Raw genomic sequence first — 14,790 nt, 5'->3', positions numbered from 1 at the left:
GGGCATAATGACAGACGAAAACAATCTGCTCGACGAAATGCTTCAGGAAGACGACAACCTGACAGAAAAACAAAGACAAATTCTCGTCGCAGCAACAGAAATGTTCGCGGAAAAAGGATTCGCCTCCACATCGACGAATGAAATCGCAAAAAAAGCGGGCGTCGCGGAAGGCACCATCTTCCGCCACTACAAGACGAAAAAGGAACTGCTGTTATCCATCGTCACCCCGATGATGGTCAAAATGCTCGGTCCCATCATCATCAAAGACTTGAACAAAGTGCTCGACAAAGACTTCGAGCATTTCGAAGACTTCGTGCGTGCAATGATCAAAAACCGCCAGGAATTCCTCGAGAAAAACTTGAAAGTCGTTCAGATCTTTCTCCAGGAAATCCCGTTCCACTCTGAACTACGTGACCAATTCATCGAACACATCGGAAAAAAGGTGATCAGCCGCCTCATCCAAATCGTCGAGCACTATCAATCGAAAGGCCAGATTGTTCAACTGCCAGCAACGACTGTCATCCGGCTAACCGCCTCGACAATCATGGGCTACTTCGCCACCAAGTACATCATCGACCCGAAGTGGAACGACGACGAGGAAATCGATCACATGATACATTTCCTTAAAAAAGGCCTCACTCCTGAGGAATGAAAAAGAAGGTCCCGCACCTTCTTTTTTTGTTTGAATTAAACCGAAACGCGCATAAATCCGCTAAATCATGCATAACCGCTCCCACGTACGCATAACTTCATTTCGAATCGTGTCTACATATCCCTATTCAACATTATTTTAACTAATATCAATAATTATTTATTGATATTCGATAAAACATGAGCTATAATCAAATCATACTAAACATGTGAGGTGCTTTTGATGAAACGAGGATCAACATTATTTTTAAGGATGGCAGTTTTCCTAATTGGAGCTCCAGTTCTTGCTTTAGCTATATTCGGGATCTATTATTTATTGAAAAATCCAGCCAACCCGGACTATGCACATATACTCTATCCAATCGTGATCGGCATGTATATCTCTGTCATACCTTTTTTCGGAGCGTTGTTACAGGCTTTCAAACTGCTCAGCTACATCGACAAGAACCAGGCTTTCTCAGAGCTTTCGGTTACAGCTCTTAAAAAAATTAAACTCTTTGCAATTACGATCAGCGGTGTGTATGTGATTGTACTGCCATTTATGGCAATGGTAGCGGAGCTGGATGATGCGCCAGGCCTCATCATCATCTCAATGGTTCCTATTTTTGCTCCGTTTGTAATCGCGGTCTTTGCTGCTCTCCTTCAAAGACTGCTGCAGGAAGCTATTACGATAAAATCTGAAAATGATTTAACGGTCTGAGGTGAAGATAATGGGGATTATAATAAATATTGACGTAATGCTGGCCAAAAGGAAAATGAGCGTAACAGAACTTACGGAGAAGGTCGGAATCACAATGGCGAACCTCTCCATATTGAAAAATGGAAAGGCAAAAGCGATCCGATTTTCAACGCTAGAGGCGATTTGCAAGGCGTTGGACTGTCAGCCTGGAGACATTTTAGAATACAGAAACGATGAAGACACAGAAGAATAATCAACTTACAAAAAGTCGGTTCCTACAATAAGGGGATTCGGCTTTTTGTTATGAAAAAGAATCACGCATAAACGCCAACATCCACTCATAAATCGCCGCAACTACTCATAAAGTCCCGTCACAATAATGCTCCTTTCCTACAATTCGCATATTTTACCATCGGTGTTACAATGAATGGAAATTAATTCTTCACAAAAGGGGGTACGAAACATGCCAGTATACAACGTAATGGAAGAAGTCGTTCATAACGTACTCCAACAATACGAAAACGACCTCCGTCTCACATGCCATTGTGAACGATGCAAAGACGACATCATGGCCATCGCGCTCAACGAAATCAAGCCGCGCTACATCGTGAACGATAAACTAAATCCAGTCATCCGCGTAGAACACGTCGCAGACCGGCAAAGCGCCACGAACATCCTCTCCACCGTCGTGAAGGCTGCCCGCATCGTCTCCGCATCACCCCGCTGCGAAAACGCAAAAAAAGAGTAGGCCGGGAAAACTCCCAAAGCCTACTCACTTCGATAGAAATACGGTCCCCCGCGTCCACTCCCAACATCACTTCCCTTTGAACTCCGGTTTCCGCTTCTCCGCAAATGCCGCTAGCGCCTCCAACCGGTCCTCCGTCGGAATCGTCAGCTCATACGCCTTCCGCTCAATCGCAAGCCCCGTCTGCAAATCGGCGTTCATGCCATGCTTAATTGCAAATTTCGCCTGCTGCAGCGCTATCGGTCCATTCGCAAGCAGCTCCCCGACAAAACGGTCCACCACTTCCAATAAAAAGTTTGCGGGAGCGACGCCGGTCAACATCCCGTACAATTGCGCATCTTCAGCCTTCAGCCGTCTCGCCGTCAATATAAGCTCCATAGCCTTCGATTCCCCTATCAGCCTAGGCAGCCGCTGCGTACCGCCGGCGCCCGGAATGATGGCAAGTCCCGTCTCCGTCAGCCCCATGACCGCCGAATCCGCCGCGAACCGGAAATCACATGCAAGCGCAAGCTCCATTCCGCCGCCGAACGCATAGCCATTCAACACCGCAATTGTCGGTTGCGGTAGATTTTCCACCATCGTGAACACTTCGCCGATCTTGTAAATATTCCGCCTCACTTGCGAATCGGACAGCATCCTCCGCTCCTTCAGGTCAGCCCCCACGCTGAATGCACGGTCCCCAGCTCCCGTAAAGACGACAACTCGGATATCCGGATTAATTCGGATTGACTCGATGACTTGTCCTAGTTCCGACAGCATATCGTAATTGAATGCATTCATCGCTTCCGGGCGGTGCAATGTTACCTTTGCGATATGCCCCTTTTGTTCAAACATAAGTGTTTCCATCATAATTCCTCCCAATTCCTATGACTTTCTTCCAACATATCATTTTCCCTAACTCCTAGCTATTAAAATAGTTAGAAAATTTATAGTAAAAGAGAACCACTTTTGGTATACTGTTTGCATTGAGAGGTGAGAAAATGGAGTACCTTATATTTGTAGGCAGACAGCCCATATTGGATAAGGAAGAGAGCATTTTTGGCTACGAACTGCTTTACCGTAATAGTGAACAGAACAGCTTCCCGAACATCGACCCCGAACAGGCGACCATCCAATTGCTCGTCAACACGTTCCTGTCGATCGGCGTAGATCAGATTTCAGGAAAATCCAAGTCATTCATCAATTTCACCGGCGAGCTGCTCATTAAGGACATCTTTTCAAGCTTGGAGCCGGATAGCGTCGTCATCGAGATTTTGGAGGACGTTGAAATCACCCCGGTACTCATTTCGAGAATCAGGGAAATTAAGCAGGACGGGTTTCAACTTGCGCTCGACGACTTCATTGTACAAGACCAATATGCCTTACATACAGAACTATTCGAGCTGATCGATTACGTAAAAGTGGACTTCCTTGCCGTGGACGACAACGGTAGGCGGGGCATCGAGAGGTTCATTAAAAAATATCCGCATATCAGGATGCTTGCGGAAAAGATTGAGACCGAAGAGCAGTTCCAAATTGCCAAGAATAGCGGATATGATCTGTTCCAAGGGTATTTTTTCGCAAAGCCCGAAATCATCAAAGGCGTCGAAATCCCATCGAACCTCAATCTGCATATGCAAATAATCAGCAAGCTGAATGACAGCGACCCTAACATCGATGAAATTGCCAATCTCATACTCCATGACATCTCACTGACATACAAACTGCTGCGCTTAATCAACACGATGAATTTCAACGCCCCGAAAAGCGTTGGTTCCGTCAAACAGGCAATCGTCCTGATCGGCTTGCGCGAGCTGAAGAAATGGATGCGGATATTGATGCTGCTGGATATTAGCGACCATTCATCGAGCGGCCGCGTCAAAGCACTTGTTTCCTACTCGATGTCACGAGCGAAAATGTGCGCGCTCGTCGCAATCCGTACGGGGTATCCGAATGGCGACGAACACTTCTTTGTCGGCCTGTTTTCGTTGCTTGACGCCATCATGAAGCGCACTTGGGACGACATCCTGCCGATGTTCCCGTTTTCCGAGGAAGTAGCGGAAACGTTGCAGGGCAAAAATACCGACATGACGCCGTACTTGGAACTTGCGATCGCGACGGAGCGTTTTGATATGGAGAATATCAATAAAATCAGCAAGCGATTCGGCTTGTCGAAAGAGGAGATTATTGCGTTCTCCAATAAAGCGAACCATTGGGCGAGGCAGCTTGAAAGATGAACCGAAAGGGATTTTCTTTTCACCTGCATTTCCAGTAGAATATGATGCAGGAGTTGATTAGTAGTGAAAACAGCAATTGTAACGGATAGTACGGCATATTTGCCGCCTTATATAGTGGAGGAACTTGATATCCACGTTATCCCGTTGACCGTAACGATCGATGGAAAAGCCTACGAAGAGGAAGTCGACCTGAAGTCGGCAGAGTTCTACGAGAAAGTGCGCGGCGAAGGTCCGTTGCCGAAAACATCCCAGCCGCCGGTCGGAAAATTCGTCGAGCTGTTCGAATCATTGAAAGCGGATCATGACACGGTCATTTCAATCCACCTATCGAGCGGCATAAGCGGTACATACGCAGGCGCAGTCCAAGCGGGGGAAATGGTGGAAGGCATCGACGTCCGCGAGTTCGACTCGGAACTGTCCTGCTATATCCAAGGATTTTACGTCATCCGGGCAGCCGAAATGGCGAAACAAGGAGCCGCTCCAGACGAAATCATGGCGGAGCTCGCGGAAATGAAAAAGACGATGCGCGCCTATTTCATGGTCGACGATCTCACGCATCTGCAGCGTGGCGGCAGACTATCGAGCGCACAAGCATTGATCGGCGGCCTGCTGCAAGTGAAGCCGATCCTTCATTTCCACGACAAAGTGATTGTCCCCTTCGAAAAGATCCGTACACGCAAAAAAGCGATGAAACGAATTGCGGACATGCTCGCGGAAGACGCCGAAAACATGCCGCTTGAAGCCGCTATTATCCACGCCAACCAGCCTGAGGAAGCGCAGATTTGGAAAGCGGAACTCTCCGAGCGCCTGCCGGACGTCAAGTTTTCGATCAGCCATTTCGGTCCGGTGATTGGCACACATTTAGGCGAGGGATCGATGGGGCTTGGATGGGTGAAGCGGAGATCGTAAGGGGTATAGCGCCCATAATTTACATGAAGTGATCATAAAACCGTCCAGGCGCTCATAAAACCTTCCAGGCGCTCATATAACGTAATAGGTGATCATAAATTTGTTTACGCGCTCATAAAACGCTGCAAGTGATCATAAATGCCATTCGCGCGCTCATAAACCGTGATAAGCGATCATAAACGCCGCCTCCGCGCTCATAAATGACGCAACCGTTAGTTGGTCAAAGGCATTATGCGCGGTATTATGCGTGAATCAACAGAAATCTAACCGCGTACTACTACAACAAAACAAAATTGGGGGTGTGTTCATGACAAAACCATTCAATCCGGCTATCCGGGATTTCCTGGACGGCCGAATTTGGCTGCGCATGCACACCCCTTTTCCGTGCGAAGAAATCGATGCGCTACTCGATGCGGGTGATATTCAAGTTATCAAAGGTATCGAATCGAAACCTTCCTTCCTGAATCAAAAACGCCACCTATGCAATCGGTGTGAAAACGAAGACAGCACACGTTTCACGACATTCAATTGCGCCAAATGCGAAGGACCTTGTACTTATTGCCGACAGTGCCTCAAAATGGGGCGCGTCTCATCTTGCACTGAACTCATCATCTGGAAAGGCGAGAAACCGGAATATCCAACGAACCATACAATTGCCTGGCAAGGTACACTCACACCGCATCAGCAAAAAGCATCTGATGAACTGATCGAAAGCCAAAACAAACGGGCTTCCCATCTCATCTACGCAGTCTGCGGATCTGGAAAAACCGAAATCCTGTTCCCACCCATACATAAGCTGCTCACTGAAGGTAAACGAGTCTGCATCGCCGCGCCCCGCGTCGACGTTATACTCGAACTGGAACCTCGCCTCCGCGCAGCATTTCCGGATACAAAAATAGAAGCGTTATACGGTGGCGCAAAACCAACGATGGAAGCATCCCAGCTTGTACTAGCGACAACCCATCAGCTGTACAGATTCCGGCACGCATTCGACGCCGTCTTCGTCGACGAAGCGGACGCCTTCCCATACAAGGCGGATGCGACGTTACAAAAGGCTGTCCAAAAAGCAGTCAAACCGGGCAGCCCTGTCCATTACGTCACCGCTACCCCATCAGATAAGCTTTTATCGGAAATGAAAAAGACGGGGTTCGTCTCGATCATAAACCGTCGCTACCACGGCCATCCATTGCCCGTCCCGAAATTCATTCCGTTATGGAATTATGAAAAGCAGATCCGAAAAGGGAAGCTGCCACAAAAGCTCATCGATTGGACTGAGAACCGACTCGCCAGAAAAGAACCGTTTCTCATCTTCTTCCACCATATCGGCTTGATGGAGGAGGCGGAGCCTTTATTCCAGCTTATTGATCCGCGCATACGCTCCGTCCATGCGTCGCACCCGGAGCGGAAAGAGCATGTTCAAGCACTGAGGAATAAAGAATTGCCTGGCTTGCTCACGACGACAATCCTCGAACGCGGCATCACAATTCCGAACGTCCAAGTTGCTGTCGTCGGTGCAGAACAGCAAATCTTCGACAAAGGTGCCCTCATCCAGATTGGCGGTCGTGTAGGACGTTCTGCGGATTATCCAACAGGCGAATTCATCCTTTTCCATAACGGCATCACATACGCGATGGACGAGGCAAAGGCCGAAATCGATAAATTGAATAAAGGAGGCGTCCGTACATGAACTGCCTCCTTTGCGAACAGAAACTCGCCTCCAGTCCAAGTTGGCAATTATTGCTTGCCATCGAAAATACATCATTAATTTGTGAAGACTGTTCAAAAAGCTTTGAACGTGTCGACATAAAAGAGGAAGACGATGTGGTCGATCAAGTCACTTCCATCTATACATACAACGAACCGATGCGCGAATATCTACACCAATTCAAATTTCTGCAGGACGTTGCGCTCGCCGGTGTCTTTGCGAATGAACTGCGTACGGAGCTTGCCAGGAAAGATGACATCATCGTGCCCATTCCGATGCATCCGCAGAAGAAGATCGAGCGTACATTCGCACACGTCGAGGAAATGCTGACGGCGGCGCGCATTCCATTTGAGGATCTCCTCATCAAGAAGAACACCGAAGTGATGGGGGAGAAGACGAGGGAAGAACGGCTTGCCATGCGCAATTTATTTTCAATCAAACCAGGAAGCGACGTGAAAAATAAGACCTACATACTCATCGATGACATTTACACAACAGGCACGACGCTCCGCCACGCCGCAACCGTACTAAAGGAAGCAGGCGCTGAACGGGTGGAAGCGGTCACGCTCATTCGTGCAGAAAGATAGGAGGAACCAAAAATTATGGCAGAAATAAGAAATTGTCCGTCCTGTGATGGAATTTTTAACTACACGGGACTTCGAGATGTATGTCCACTCTGTGCGCGGGAAGAGGAAGAAATATACGATAAAGTGCATAAGTTTTTAAGAAGACGGGAAAATCGTTCTGCAACAGTTGAAAGGATTGTACAAGAAACGGGAGTATCTACAAGGCTGCTCTTTACATGGGTCCGCAAAGGCCATCTTCACCCCGCAAAATTCCCGAATCTCTGCTACCCATGCGACAATTGCGGAAATTTAATCACGTCAGGGAAAATATGCGACAAATGCACAAACCACCTTAAAAAGGATTTGGACATCGTAGAGGCGGCAGAGGATACAATTGTAAGGAATGAAACCTATATGGCACATGGAAAGATGAGAAATGAAATAAAATCCAACTCATAATCGCTCCAAAAACGCATACATCATTTCAGAAGTCCATAAATCTCACAAGATACGCATAAATCATTCCAGAGAAGCATAAACCGACTTGCAAAGGTCGGTTTTTTCCTATTTTTAAGGGGACAATAAGCAGGAATACCCAAGGAAAATAGCTCACTTCTTGTTTTCCTTCAAAAGACCCTAAACGTTGTCACAAATCTGCCGAAATAAGCAGTAAGAGTAAATTGAAACATCGAAAGGAGCGAGAGAAATGAAAATCAATAAAATCAACATCCCGGCGATCAATCCGTATAAGACGAACCAACTGAAAGCGGAGCAGGCAAAAGAACAGGCGAAAATCAAAACGGATAAACTCGAAATCTCATCCGCAGCGAAGCAGCTCTCCGAAACGTCACCGATTACAACGGAACGGAACGAACGCGTGCAACAGCTGAAAGCTCAAATCGAATCAGGGAACTACAAAGTGGAGCCTGAAACACTCGCTGCCAACCTGATCAAGTACTACAAAAAATAATGAAGACGAAGGCAGGAGGGCATATCCATGTCAATCGAAACAATTCTATCCATCCTCGACAACTTGGAAAAACTGCATAAGAGCCTGCTTCGCATTGCAAACGAAAAAACAGCGCTCATTAAAAACGGCGATATCCATGGTATCGATCAGCTGATGAAAGACGAACAAGCACATCTTGCAGCGATCGTTCAAATGGATAACGACCGGCAAAAAGCGGTCATCGCATACCTCAAGGGACAAGGACGTCCTGTGCCGATGAACCCGACACTCGCCAACTTGATCGAAGCAACACCACTTCCTGAAAGCAACAAACTTACGGAGGCGAAGGACCGTCTCCTGCATGCGATTCATGAATTGAAATGGCAAAATGAGTTGAACCAAAAACTAACCTACCAATCTCTTCAATTTGTGAATCTGTCGCTGGACATGGTTCGACCAAGTACGGAATCGCCAACCTACTCAAAAACAGGCATTAACGGCAAAAAAGAGACGAGGAATATACCGAACTTCGACTCGCAAGCATAGGAGGAACAACATGCGCTCCACATTCATGGGACTTGAAACAAATAAACGCGGACTCTACGCACAACAATCCGGCCTTTACACGACCGGCAATAACATAAGCAACGCCAACACACTCGGCTACACACGCCAACGAGTCAATATGCAGGCAACAACTGGCCTCGCATCGCAACCAGGACTATTAGGGACCGGTGTACAAGCAAGCTCCATCCAACGTATCCGGGATTCCTTCGTTGACAATCAATTCAGACAAGAATCCAACAAACTCGGCTACTGGGAATCAAGATCAAAAGCCATTTCACAACTAGAAGATATAGTAGGAGAACCGTCGGAATATGGTTTGCAAAAATCACTAAGTGAATTTTGGTCATCCCTACAAAATCTTTCAACAAACCCGTCAGACAGCGGGGCAAGAGCAGTCGTCGTTCAACGCGGGCAGAATGTAGCAGAAGCCTTTAACCATATACACAGTTCATTGACAGAAGCTCAGGCAAATGTAGGGAAAGAAATAAGCTTTGCAACAAAGAACATAAACTCCTTATTGAAGCAAATTGGCGACATGAATGGCGAAATTTCTAGAGTCGAAGCAAGCGGTTATTTGCCGAATGAGTTATATGATCAGAGAGACTTGTTGCTAGACGAGTTGTCTACTTATTTGCCGATTGAAACGACATATGAAAAAAACGGTGGAAATGCTTCTTCGATTTCTGAAGGTATGGTTACCGTATCTTTAAAATTGAAAGACGGTAACAAAATTGAGCTGGTGAAAGGTAAAGAGCCTTCTGGAACAGACTCTATGGATCCTATTAAACTCATTTATTCGGAAAAAAATTTAATACAAGGTATTAAGATAAATGTTGCGGGTGAGATCAAGGCTACTGACGAGACTGACGAGACTGATGAAGTTGCCGAGTCTGTAATTAGTCATTCTGACTTCTTGAATTCAGGAAAATTAAAATCTTTAATGGATTCATATGGTACTGCTGATGGAAACGGACTTTATCCGGAAATGATTAATGACTTGAACAAAATGGCAAAGGCATTTGCATTTAAGTTTAATGAAGCACATATCGATGGAGTGGATCTTGATAATACTCAAGGAAAGCCATTTTTCATTGCGAAAGAAAATGAAGAAATCACTGCGGGGAATATATCTGTATATCAATCAATTATTGACGATCCAAGAAAGATTGCAGCATCCAATTCAGTGGGCGAAATAGGAAACGCAGAAAACGTAAAAGACCTTTTAGAGACTCTTTCCTTTCCAATGAACGATTTGAAAGTTATTATCGGAACACTTGGGGCAAGCGGTCAACAAGCCGAACGCATGGCTATTAATACCGCAACTCTCCAAGGGGCTGCATCCAATCGCCGCGACTCCATTAGTTCCATTTCATTGGACGAGGAAATGACAGACATGATCAGATTCCAACAAGCCTACAATGCATCCGCGCGTATGATTACGGTGATCGATGAAACACTCGACAAAATTATTAACGGAATGGGCATCGCTGGTAGATAATAAGGGGGGACGCAAGCAATGCGCGTAACACAATCAATGCTCTCAAACAATACAATGCGGAACTTGATGACAGGCTATACGAATATGGCCAAGCTTCAAGAACAGGTGTCTTCTGGAAAAAGAATCAAACGACCGTCCGATGACCCTGAAGCTGCCGCCAAAAGCATAGGCTTCCGCAACCAAGTAGACAATATAGAACAATACAAGAAAAACCTTATCGAAGTGAACAACTGGCTCGACAGTTCCGACGAAGCACTCGACGGTGTAGGTCAAGTATTGCATCGTGCAAAAGAGCTTGTTACGAACGCCGCAAATACTGGGGCAATGAATCCCGAAGAACGCGAATTTATTAAAATTGAACTGAGGCAACTTCAAGAACGAGTTCAAGACTTGGCAAACACAAAAGTAATGGACAAGTATATTTTCAGCGGGACTAATACTAATAAACCTTTATCTCCTTTATTTGACACAGCAAAAGGTGTGCTTCTACCGGATCCGGGATTTTCGAAAGACGTTGAAATCGAAGTATTCAATGGCGTGAACTTAAAGGTAAATACGAATGCGATGGAGTTATTCAAAGGGATAGATGATTTCTTTAATGGAATTACAGAGGCTGGGGACGAAGTCAAATTTAATGAAGCCATGAAGGATCTTGATTCACAAATGAACAAGGTCCTTGAGCAACGTATAGAAATCGGCGGCCGCATGAACCGATCAGAACTTATGCAAAACCGTCTCGATCTGCAAGAACAAACAGCTAAGAAATTGCAATCCGAAAACGAAGACATCGACTTTGAAAAAGTAATAACAGAAATGCTTACCCAGGAAGCCGTCTATCGTGCATCCCTTTCAGTAGGCGCAAGAGTTATCCAACCATCATTAGTCGACTTTCTAAGATAAAAAGGACGTCCATACGTTCTTTTTTTATGCAAATCAATAAAAGAAAAAGGAGCGATCACCAAAATGCAAATCCAAACAAAATTCCACGGCGAAATTTCAATACAACAAGACCAACTTTGGAACTTCCCGAAAGGCATCCCAGGCTTCGAAAGCGAAAAAGAATTCGCGTTGCTAACAATCGAAGGAAACCAAATGTTCCAAGTATTACAATCAAAAACAACAAAGACAGTAGCATTCATCGTCACAAACCCTTATGCACTTGTCGAAGATTATTCATTCGATATCGACGAACCAACAATCGAACTGCTCAACATCGAAAAACCAGAAGACGTATTCGTGTTAGCCATCCTAACACTCAAACAACCATTCGAAACGTCAACCATCAATTTACAAGCACCACTTATCTTCCAACTAAACAACAAAACAGCAAAACAAATGATCATAAACGACAACCGTTTCAAAACTCGCCACATCATCGGGCAAGTCAAGGAGGAAGTCTAATATGCTAGTCCTCTCACGCAAACCGAACGAAACAATTAAAATCGGCGATGACATCGAGATCCGTATCCTCGAAGTAAAAGGAGACACAATCCGCATCGGCATCGAAGCACCAAAAACAGTAGACATCCTTCGCGGTGAACTCGTCCAATCCATTACCGAAACAAACACAGAAGCACTTACATTAGACACAAAGCTTTTTTCACAGCTTACAATAAAAGAATAAAAAACTTTTCCTAAACACGGCCTGGCTCGCTTTTAAAGTAGCACCAGGCCTTCCGCTTAAATAAATCCGCTATTTTTCCACTAATTCAATCAAAATCCCACAAAATCTTTTAGAAAACACTAAACACCTTACCAACTGAACCGATATTATCAATGTAAGCGACAGTAACGAGTTCGGCCGGCTCTTACTTAGCAAGCAAAACAACGGTTCACAAGGACGTGAACCAAAAACACACTCAAGGAGGAAAATAATCATGAAAATTAACCACAACATTGCAGCACTAAACACATTTAACCAATTAGGTGCTAACCAAACAAACGCATCTAAAAACTTAGAGAAACTATCTTCAGGTCTTAGAATTAACCGCGCAGGAGATGACGCAGCAGGTCTTTCAATCTCTGAAAAAATGCGGGCGCAAATCCGTGGGCTGGACATGGCTGCTAAGAATGCGCAAGATGGAATCTCATTAATTCAAACTGCTGAAGGTGGATTGAATGAGACTCATGCAATTCTACAACGTATGCGCGAACTTACTGTCCAAGCTGGAAACACAGGAACACAACAAGACACAGATCTACAAACTATTCAAGATGAGCTTGATGAATTGATTCTTGAAATTGGCGGTATTTCTGAGCGTACTGAATTTAACGGTAAAAAATTGTTGGATGGAGAGGAAACTGATGGATTTACTTTCCAAATTGGTGCGAATGCAAAACAACAACTTACTATAACAATTGGAAGTATGGCTGCCGATACACTCGGCTCTGCTGCAGATGCGACTGTTGATTCTGTAGATGTAACAGCTTGGACTGCAAAAGAAGATTTTGATGCTGACCTAGCAAAAATTGATGGAGCAATCAATATGGTTTCAGCTCAAAGATCAGGATTAGGTGCTTCACAAAACCGCTTAGAACACACAATCAACAACCTTGGCACATCTGCCGAAAACCTAACTGCTGCGGAATCACGTATCCGCGACGTTGATATGGCGAAAGAAATGATGGAGTTCACAAAGAACAACATCCTTACTCAAGCAGCACAAGCTATGTTGGCTCAATCACAGCAATCCGCACAGGGAGTATTACAACTTCTTCGGTAATCTGTGACCGGGCGTCTTATCTGGTAACGGGTAAGAGTACCACTGGGTGAATTGCTGGAACCTCCTTAGAGCTCTTCTGTCACAGCGGAACTGGAAACGGTAAACGCGATGGCTTGAAAAACGAAGAGATTGGACAATCAGCAGCGAAGCCCCTGTCGGGAAACCGTGGGGAACGTTCAACGACTAGGATATACCGTCTAAGGTCTCCTTGATTATGACGATGAAATCCGTAGGGTGTTACGAGTCGTAACATTCGAAGTGCCCAGCCCCTACAAGGCAACTTGAGGGTGAAGATATAGTCTATTCTGTAATCGAAAGATACAGTCGCAAAGCAAGCGAACCAACAACCTCAAGGAGTTCTACAACTTCTTCGTTAATCTGGTTAATAAAACGCGGTCCGGAGTTTTTCCGGCCGCGTTTTTGTTATTATCTACGTATAAAGGTTATAACAACGATTTCTTCCTTAGCTCTCTAATTTTATACACAACTGACCAATATGTTCTACCTAATTCATCGGCTATGGATAAATCTGTAAAATAAGCCTGTTTCAATTTAATTAGGAGTTCTATCTCTTCGGAAGTATAAGTTTTATATCTATCGGAAGAACTTATTACTATATTAACGTTCCGTCCGTATTTCTTATAAATATGCTCGGTTTTATGTTTGATATTTGTCTTAATATTTGTTTTGTATTCCATTGAAGGGATATTTTTAACATAGGGGGCGATGATATTTAATAGATGTATGACTTCACGCTCTTTATTGATTTTCAACAAGCTTTTATGACCATGGGGATGACCAGAAACAACAAAATTCGTACCAAATGTATTATTTAAATGATCGGCCAACAATTTGTTTTCGGCAATTGGTAGATTCAAGGTATATAATATAATACTCGGGTGGCAGTAGACGGTCTTACTTCGCTCATTAAATGAATAGGAGATTGATAAACTACCATCATCCAAATAGAGAGTAGCTAAAAATAGTGGATGCGTACACTGTGAAATAAATTGCTTGCTTAACGATTTAATACCATTTGGATATAACGAGGAGCGAAGATTCTTGAAATATGGATGACTAGCAGAACGTAAAAAATTTCCTGAAATCTTGAATTGCAAATTGTTTAACTGAGATAATTTCCATTCCCTGTACTCCCTTTGATTTTCCCCAAAATGTTCCTGATAATAATAATTAACACTTCTTTGTGGCCCTGTACTGATATATCCATCTCCAAGTAAGCTACCAAATATAATTTGCTCCTGAAAATGCGTGGGCTCAAATATGGGGATATTTTCTTCATACCACTTTTTTCTGTCTATCACAAGTTGCTTTTTTAGTTCTTCCTTATATAATTTACATTTTGTCACGTTGTGTTTTTTGGCTAATGTCCGAACTTGATTTATACTTAAATTTAATGATTCAGCAACAATTCTTGTCGCAGTGTTAGGGTAGAATTTCTTTACATATGAAACAACATCATCCTTTTCCATTATAATTCTCCTTTCTTTGGTAAAACCGAGAACTAAAGAATCCGCACAAGAAGATATTAAACTATATTTTAACCCTCTCTTTTAAAGAACAT

The 14,790-nt window shown here is 44.4% G+C and carries 18 protein-coding genes; 16 read left to right on the top strand and 2 right to left on the bottom strand.

Features of this window, described 5'->3' with window-relative positions; genetic code table 11:
* The first annotated feature begins 7 nt into the window (after positions 1–7).
* The 4 genes from M3191_RS14185 to M3191_RS14170 all read left to right on the top strand — a co-directional run bounded on the left by M3191_RS14185 (position 8) and on the right by M3191_RS14170 (position 2,078).
* Positions 8–652, top strand: a complete 645-nt coding sequence (locus tag M3191_RS14185; protein ID WP_251701033.1) for a TetR/AcrR family transcriptional regulator — start codon at positions 8–10, stop codon at positions 650–652.
* A gap of 222 nt (positions 653–874) precedes the next feature.
* The gene (locus tag M3191_RS14180; RefSeq protein ID WP_251701032.1) at positions 875–1,351 is read left to right on the top strand and encodes a DUF2975 domain-containing protein; all 477 of its coding nucleotides are present in this window, start codon (positions 875–877) and stop codon (positions 1,349–1,351) included.
* A gap of 10 nt (positions 1,352–1,361) precedes the next feature.
* Entirely contained in the window at positions 1,362–1,583 is a 222-nt protein-coding gene (locus tag M3191_RS14175; RefSeq protein WP_251701031.1) for a helix-turn-helix domain-containing protein, read from the top strand.
* A gap of 210 nt (positions 1,584–1,793) precedes the next feature.
* Complete coding sequence (locus M3191_RS14170) at positions 1,794–2,078, top strand: late competence development ComFB family protein (protein WP_251701030.1); 285 nt, start codon at positions 1,794–1,796, stop codon at positions 2,076–2,078.
* 66 nt (positions 2,079–2,144) lie between these two features.
* Here the strand turns inward: M3191_RS14170 and M3191_RS14165 are convergent, their stop codons facing one another.
* Complete coding sequence (locus M3191_RS14165) at positions 2,145–2,921, bottom strand: enoyl-CoA hydratase-related protein (RefSeq protein WP_251701029.1); 777 nt, start codon at positions 2,919–2,921, stop codon at positions 2,145–2,147.
* A 134-nt stretch (positions 2,922–3,055) separates the two neighbouring features.
* Between M3191_RS14165 and M3191_RS14160 the strand changes: the two genes are divergently transcribed.
* The 12 genes from M3191_RS14160 (at position 3,056) to hag (ending at position 13,208) form a co-directional block, all read left to right on the top strand.
* Positions 3,056–4,291 (top strand): EAL and HDOD domain-containing protein, encoded by a 1,236-nt coding sequence (locus tag M3191_RS14160; protein ID WP_251701028.1) that lies wholly within the window; start codon positions 3,056–3,058, stop codon positions 4,289–4,291.
* Positions 4,292–4,354: 63 nt separating this feature from the next.
* Complete coding sequence (locus tag M3191_RS14155; RefSeq protein WP_251701027.1) at positions 4,355–5,200, top strand: DegV family protein; 846 nt, start codon at positions 4,355–4,357, stop codon at positions 5,198–5,200.
* Positions 5,201–5,507: 307 nt separating this feature from the next.
* The gene (locus tag M3191_RS14150; RefSeq protein ID WP_251701026.1) at positions 5,508–6,887 is read left to right on the top strand and encodes a DEAD/DEAH box helicase; all 1,380 of its coding nucleotides are present in this window, start codon (positions 5,508–5,510) and stop codon (positions 6,885–6,887) included.
* A complete protein-coding gene (locus tag M3191_RS14145; RefSeq protein WP_251701025.1) occupies positions 6,884–7,492 on the top strand; it encodes a ComF family protein in 609 nt (202 codons plus the stop codon). Before M3191_RS14150 ends, M3191_RS14145 begins: the two co-directional genes overlap by 4 nt.
* A 15-nt stretch (positions 7,493–7,507) precedes the next feature.
* Positions 7,508–7,930 (top strand): TIGR03826 family flagellar region protein, encoded by a 423-nt coding sequence (locus M3191_RS14140; protein WP_251701024.1) that lies wholly within the window; start codon positions 7,508–7,510, stop codon positions 7,928–7,930.
* Between the two features lie 247 nt (positions 7,931–8,177).
* On the top strand, positions 8,178–8,441 hold the full coding sequence (flgM, locus tag M3191_RS14135) for a flagellar biosynthesis anti-sigma factor FlgM (protein WP_251701023.1): 264 nt from the start codon (positions 8,178–8,180) through the stop codon (positions 8,439–8,441).
* 27 nt (positions 8,442–8,468) lie between these two features.
* Positions 8,469–8,966 carry a flagellar protein FlgN gene (locus M3191_RS14130; protein ID WP_251701022.1) on the top strand — a complete coding sequence of 166 codons (498 nt, stop codon included), beginning with the start codon at positions 8,469–8,471 and terminating at the stop codon, positions 8,964–8,966.
* A 10-nt stretch (positions 8,967–8,976) separates the two neighbouring features.
* The gene (flgK, locus tag M3191_RS14125) at positions 8,977–10,485 is read left to right on the top strand and encodes a flagellar hook-associated protein FlgK (RefSeq protein WP_251701021.1); all 1,509 of its coding nucleotides are present in this window, start codon (positions 8,977–8,979) and stop codon (positions 10,483–10,485) included.
* A gap of 18 nt (positions 10,486–10,503) precedes the next feature.
* Positions 10,504–11,385 carry a flagellar hook-associated protein FlgL gene (gene flgL, locus M3191_RS14120; RefSeq protein WP_251701020.1) on the top strand — a complete coding sequence of 294 codons (882 nt, stop codon included), beginning with the start codon at positions 10,504–10,506 and terminating at the stop codon, positions 11,383–11,385.
* 63 nt (positions 11,386–11,448) lie between these two features.
* Complete coding sequence (gene fliW / locus M3191_RS14115) at positions 11,449–11,886, top strand: flagellar assembly protein FliW (RefSeq protein ID WP_251701019.1); 438 nt, start codon at positions 11,449–11,451, stop codon at positions 11,884–11,886.
* Between the two features lies 1 nt (position 11,887).
* Positions 11,888–12,109 (top strand): carbon storage regulator CsrA, encoded by a 222-nt coding sequence (gene csrA, locus M3191_RS14110; protein WP_251701018.1) that lies wholly within the window; start codon positions 11,888–11,890, stop codon positions 12,107–12,109.
* A 253-nt stretch (positions 12,110–12,362) separates the two neighbouring features.
* Positions 12,363–13,208 carry a flagellin Hag gene (gene hag, locus M3191_RS14105; protein WP_251701017.1) on the top strand — a complete coding sequence of 282 codons (846 nt, stop codon included), beginning with the start codon at positions 12,363–12,365 and terminating at the stop codon, positions 13,206–13,208.
* Between the two features lie 443 nt (positions 13,209–13,651).
* On the opposite strand, the gene M3191_RS14100 is transcribed toward hag, so the two are convergent.
* Positions 13,652–14,698, bottom strand: a complete 1,047-nt coding sequence (locus M3191_RS14100; RefSeq protein ID WP_251701016.1) for a hypothetical protein — start codon at positions 14,696–14,698, stop codon at positions 13,652–13,654.
* Positions 14,699–14,790 lie beyond the last annotated feature (92 nt).

Source organism: Sporosarcina luteola (assembly GCF_023715535.1).
In the GTDB taxonomy this organism is placed as follows: Bacteria; Bacillota; Bacilli; order Bacillales_A; family Planococcaceae; genus Sporosarcina; species Sporosarcina luteola_B.
The sequence above is the reverse complement of the archived record's forward strand: the minus strand, read 5'-3'. Positions and strand labels throughout refer to the sequence as shown.

Bases quoted from the DNA above. Each gene is read 5' to 3' on its own strand.
- M3191_RS14185 (WP_251701033.1), top strand. From the start codon at position 8: ATGACAGACGAAAACAATCTGCTCGACGAAATGCTTCAGGAAGACGAC.
- M3191_RS14180 (WP_251701032.1), top strand. From the start codon at position 875: ATGAAACGAGGATCAACATTATTTTTAAGGATGGCAGTTTTCCTAATT.
- M3191_RS14175 (WP_251701031.1), top strand. From the start codon at position 1,362: ATGGGGATTATAATAAATATTGACGTAATGCTGGCCAAAAGGAAAATG.
- M3191_RS14170 (WP_251701030.1), top strand. From the start codon at position 1,794: ATGCCAGTATACAACGTAATGGAAGAAGTCGTTCATAACGTACTCCAA.
- M3191_RS14165 (WP_251701029.1), bottom strand. From the start codon at position 2,921: ATGGAAACACTTATGTTTGAACAAAAGGGGCATATCGCAAAGGTAACA.
- M3191_RS14160 (WP_251701028.1), top strand. From the start codon at position 3,056: ATGGAGTACCTTATATTTGTAGGCAGACAGCCCATATTGGATAAGGAA.
- M3191_RS14150 (WP_251701026.1), top strand. From the start codon at position 5,508: ATGACAAAACCATTCAATCCGGCTATCCGGGATTTCCTGGACGGCCGA.
- M3191_RS14145 (WP_251701025.1), top strand. From the start codon at position 6,884: ATGAACTGCCTCCTTTGCGAACAGAAACTCGCCTCCAGTCCAAGTTGG.
- M3191_RS14140 (WP_251701024.1), top strand. From the start codon at position 7,508: ATGGCAGAAATAAGAAATTGTCCGTCCTGTGATGGAATTTTTAACTAC.
- flgM (WP_251701023.1), top strand. From the start codon at position 8,178: ATGAAAATCAATAAAATCAACATCCCGGCGATCAATCCGTATAAGACG.
- M3191_RS14130 (WP_251701022.1), top strand. From the start codon at position 8,469: ATGTCAATCGAAACAATTCTATCCATCCTCGACAACTTGGAAAAACTG.
- flgK (WP_251701021.1), top strand. From the start codon at position 8,977: ATGCGCTCCACATTCATGGGACTTGAAACAAATAAACGCGGACTCTAC.
- flgL (WP_251701020.1), top strand. From the start codon at position 10,504: ATGCGCGTAACACAATCAATGCTCTCAAACAATACAATGCGGAACTTG.
- fliW (WP_251701019.1), top strand. From the start codon at position 11,449: ATGCAAATCCAAACAAAATTCCACGGCGAAATTTCAATACAACAAGAC.
- csrA (WP_251701018.1), top strand. From the start codon at position 11,888: ATGCTAGTCCTCTCACGCAAACCGAACGAAACAATTAAAATCGGCGAT.
- hag (WP_251701017.1), top strand. From the start codon at position 12,363: ATGAAAATTAACCACAACATTGCAGCACTAAACACATTTAACCAATTA.
- M3191_RS14100 (WP_251701016.1), bottom strand. From the start codon at position 14,698: ATGGAAAAGGATGATGTTGTTTCATATGTAAAGAAATTCTACCCTAAC.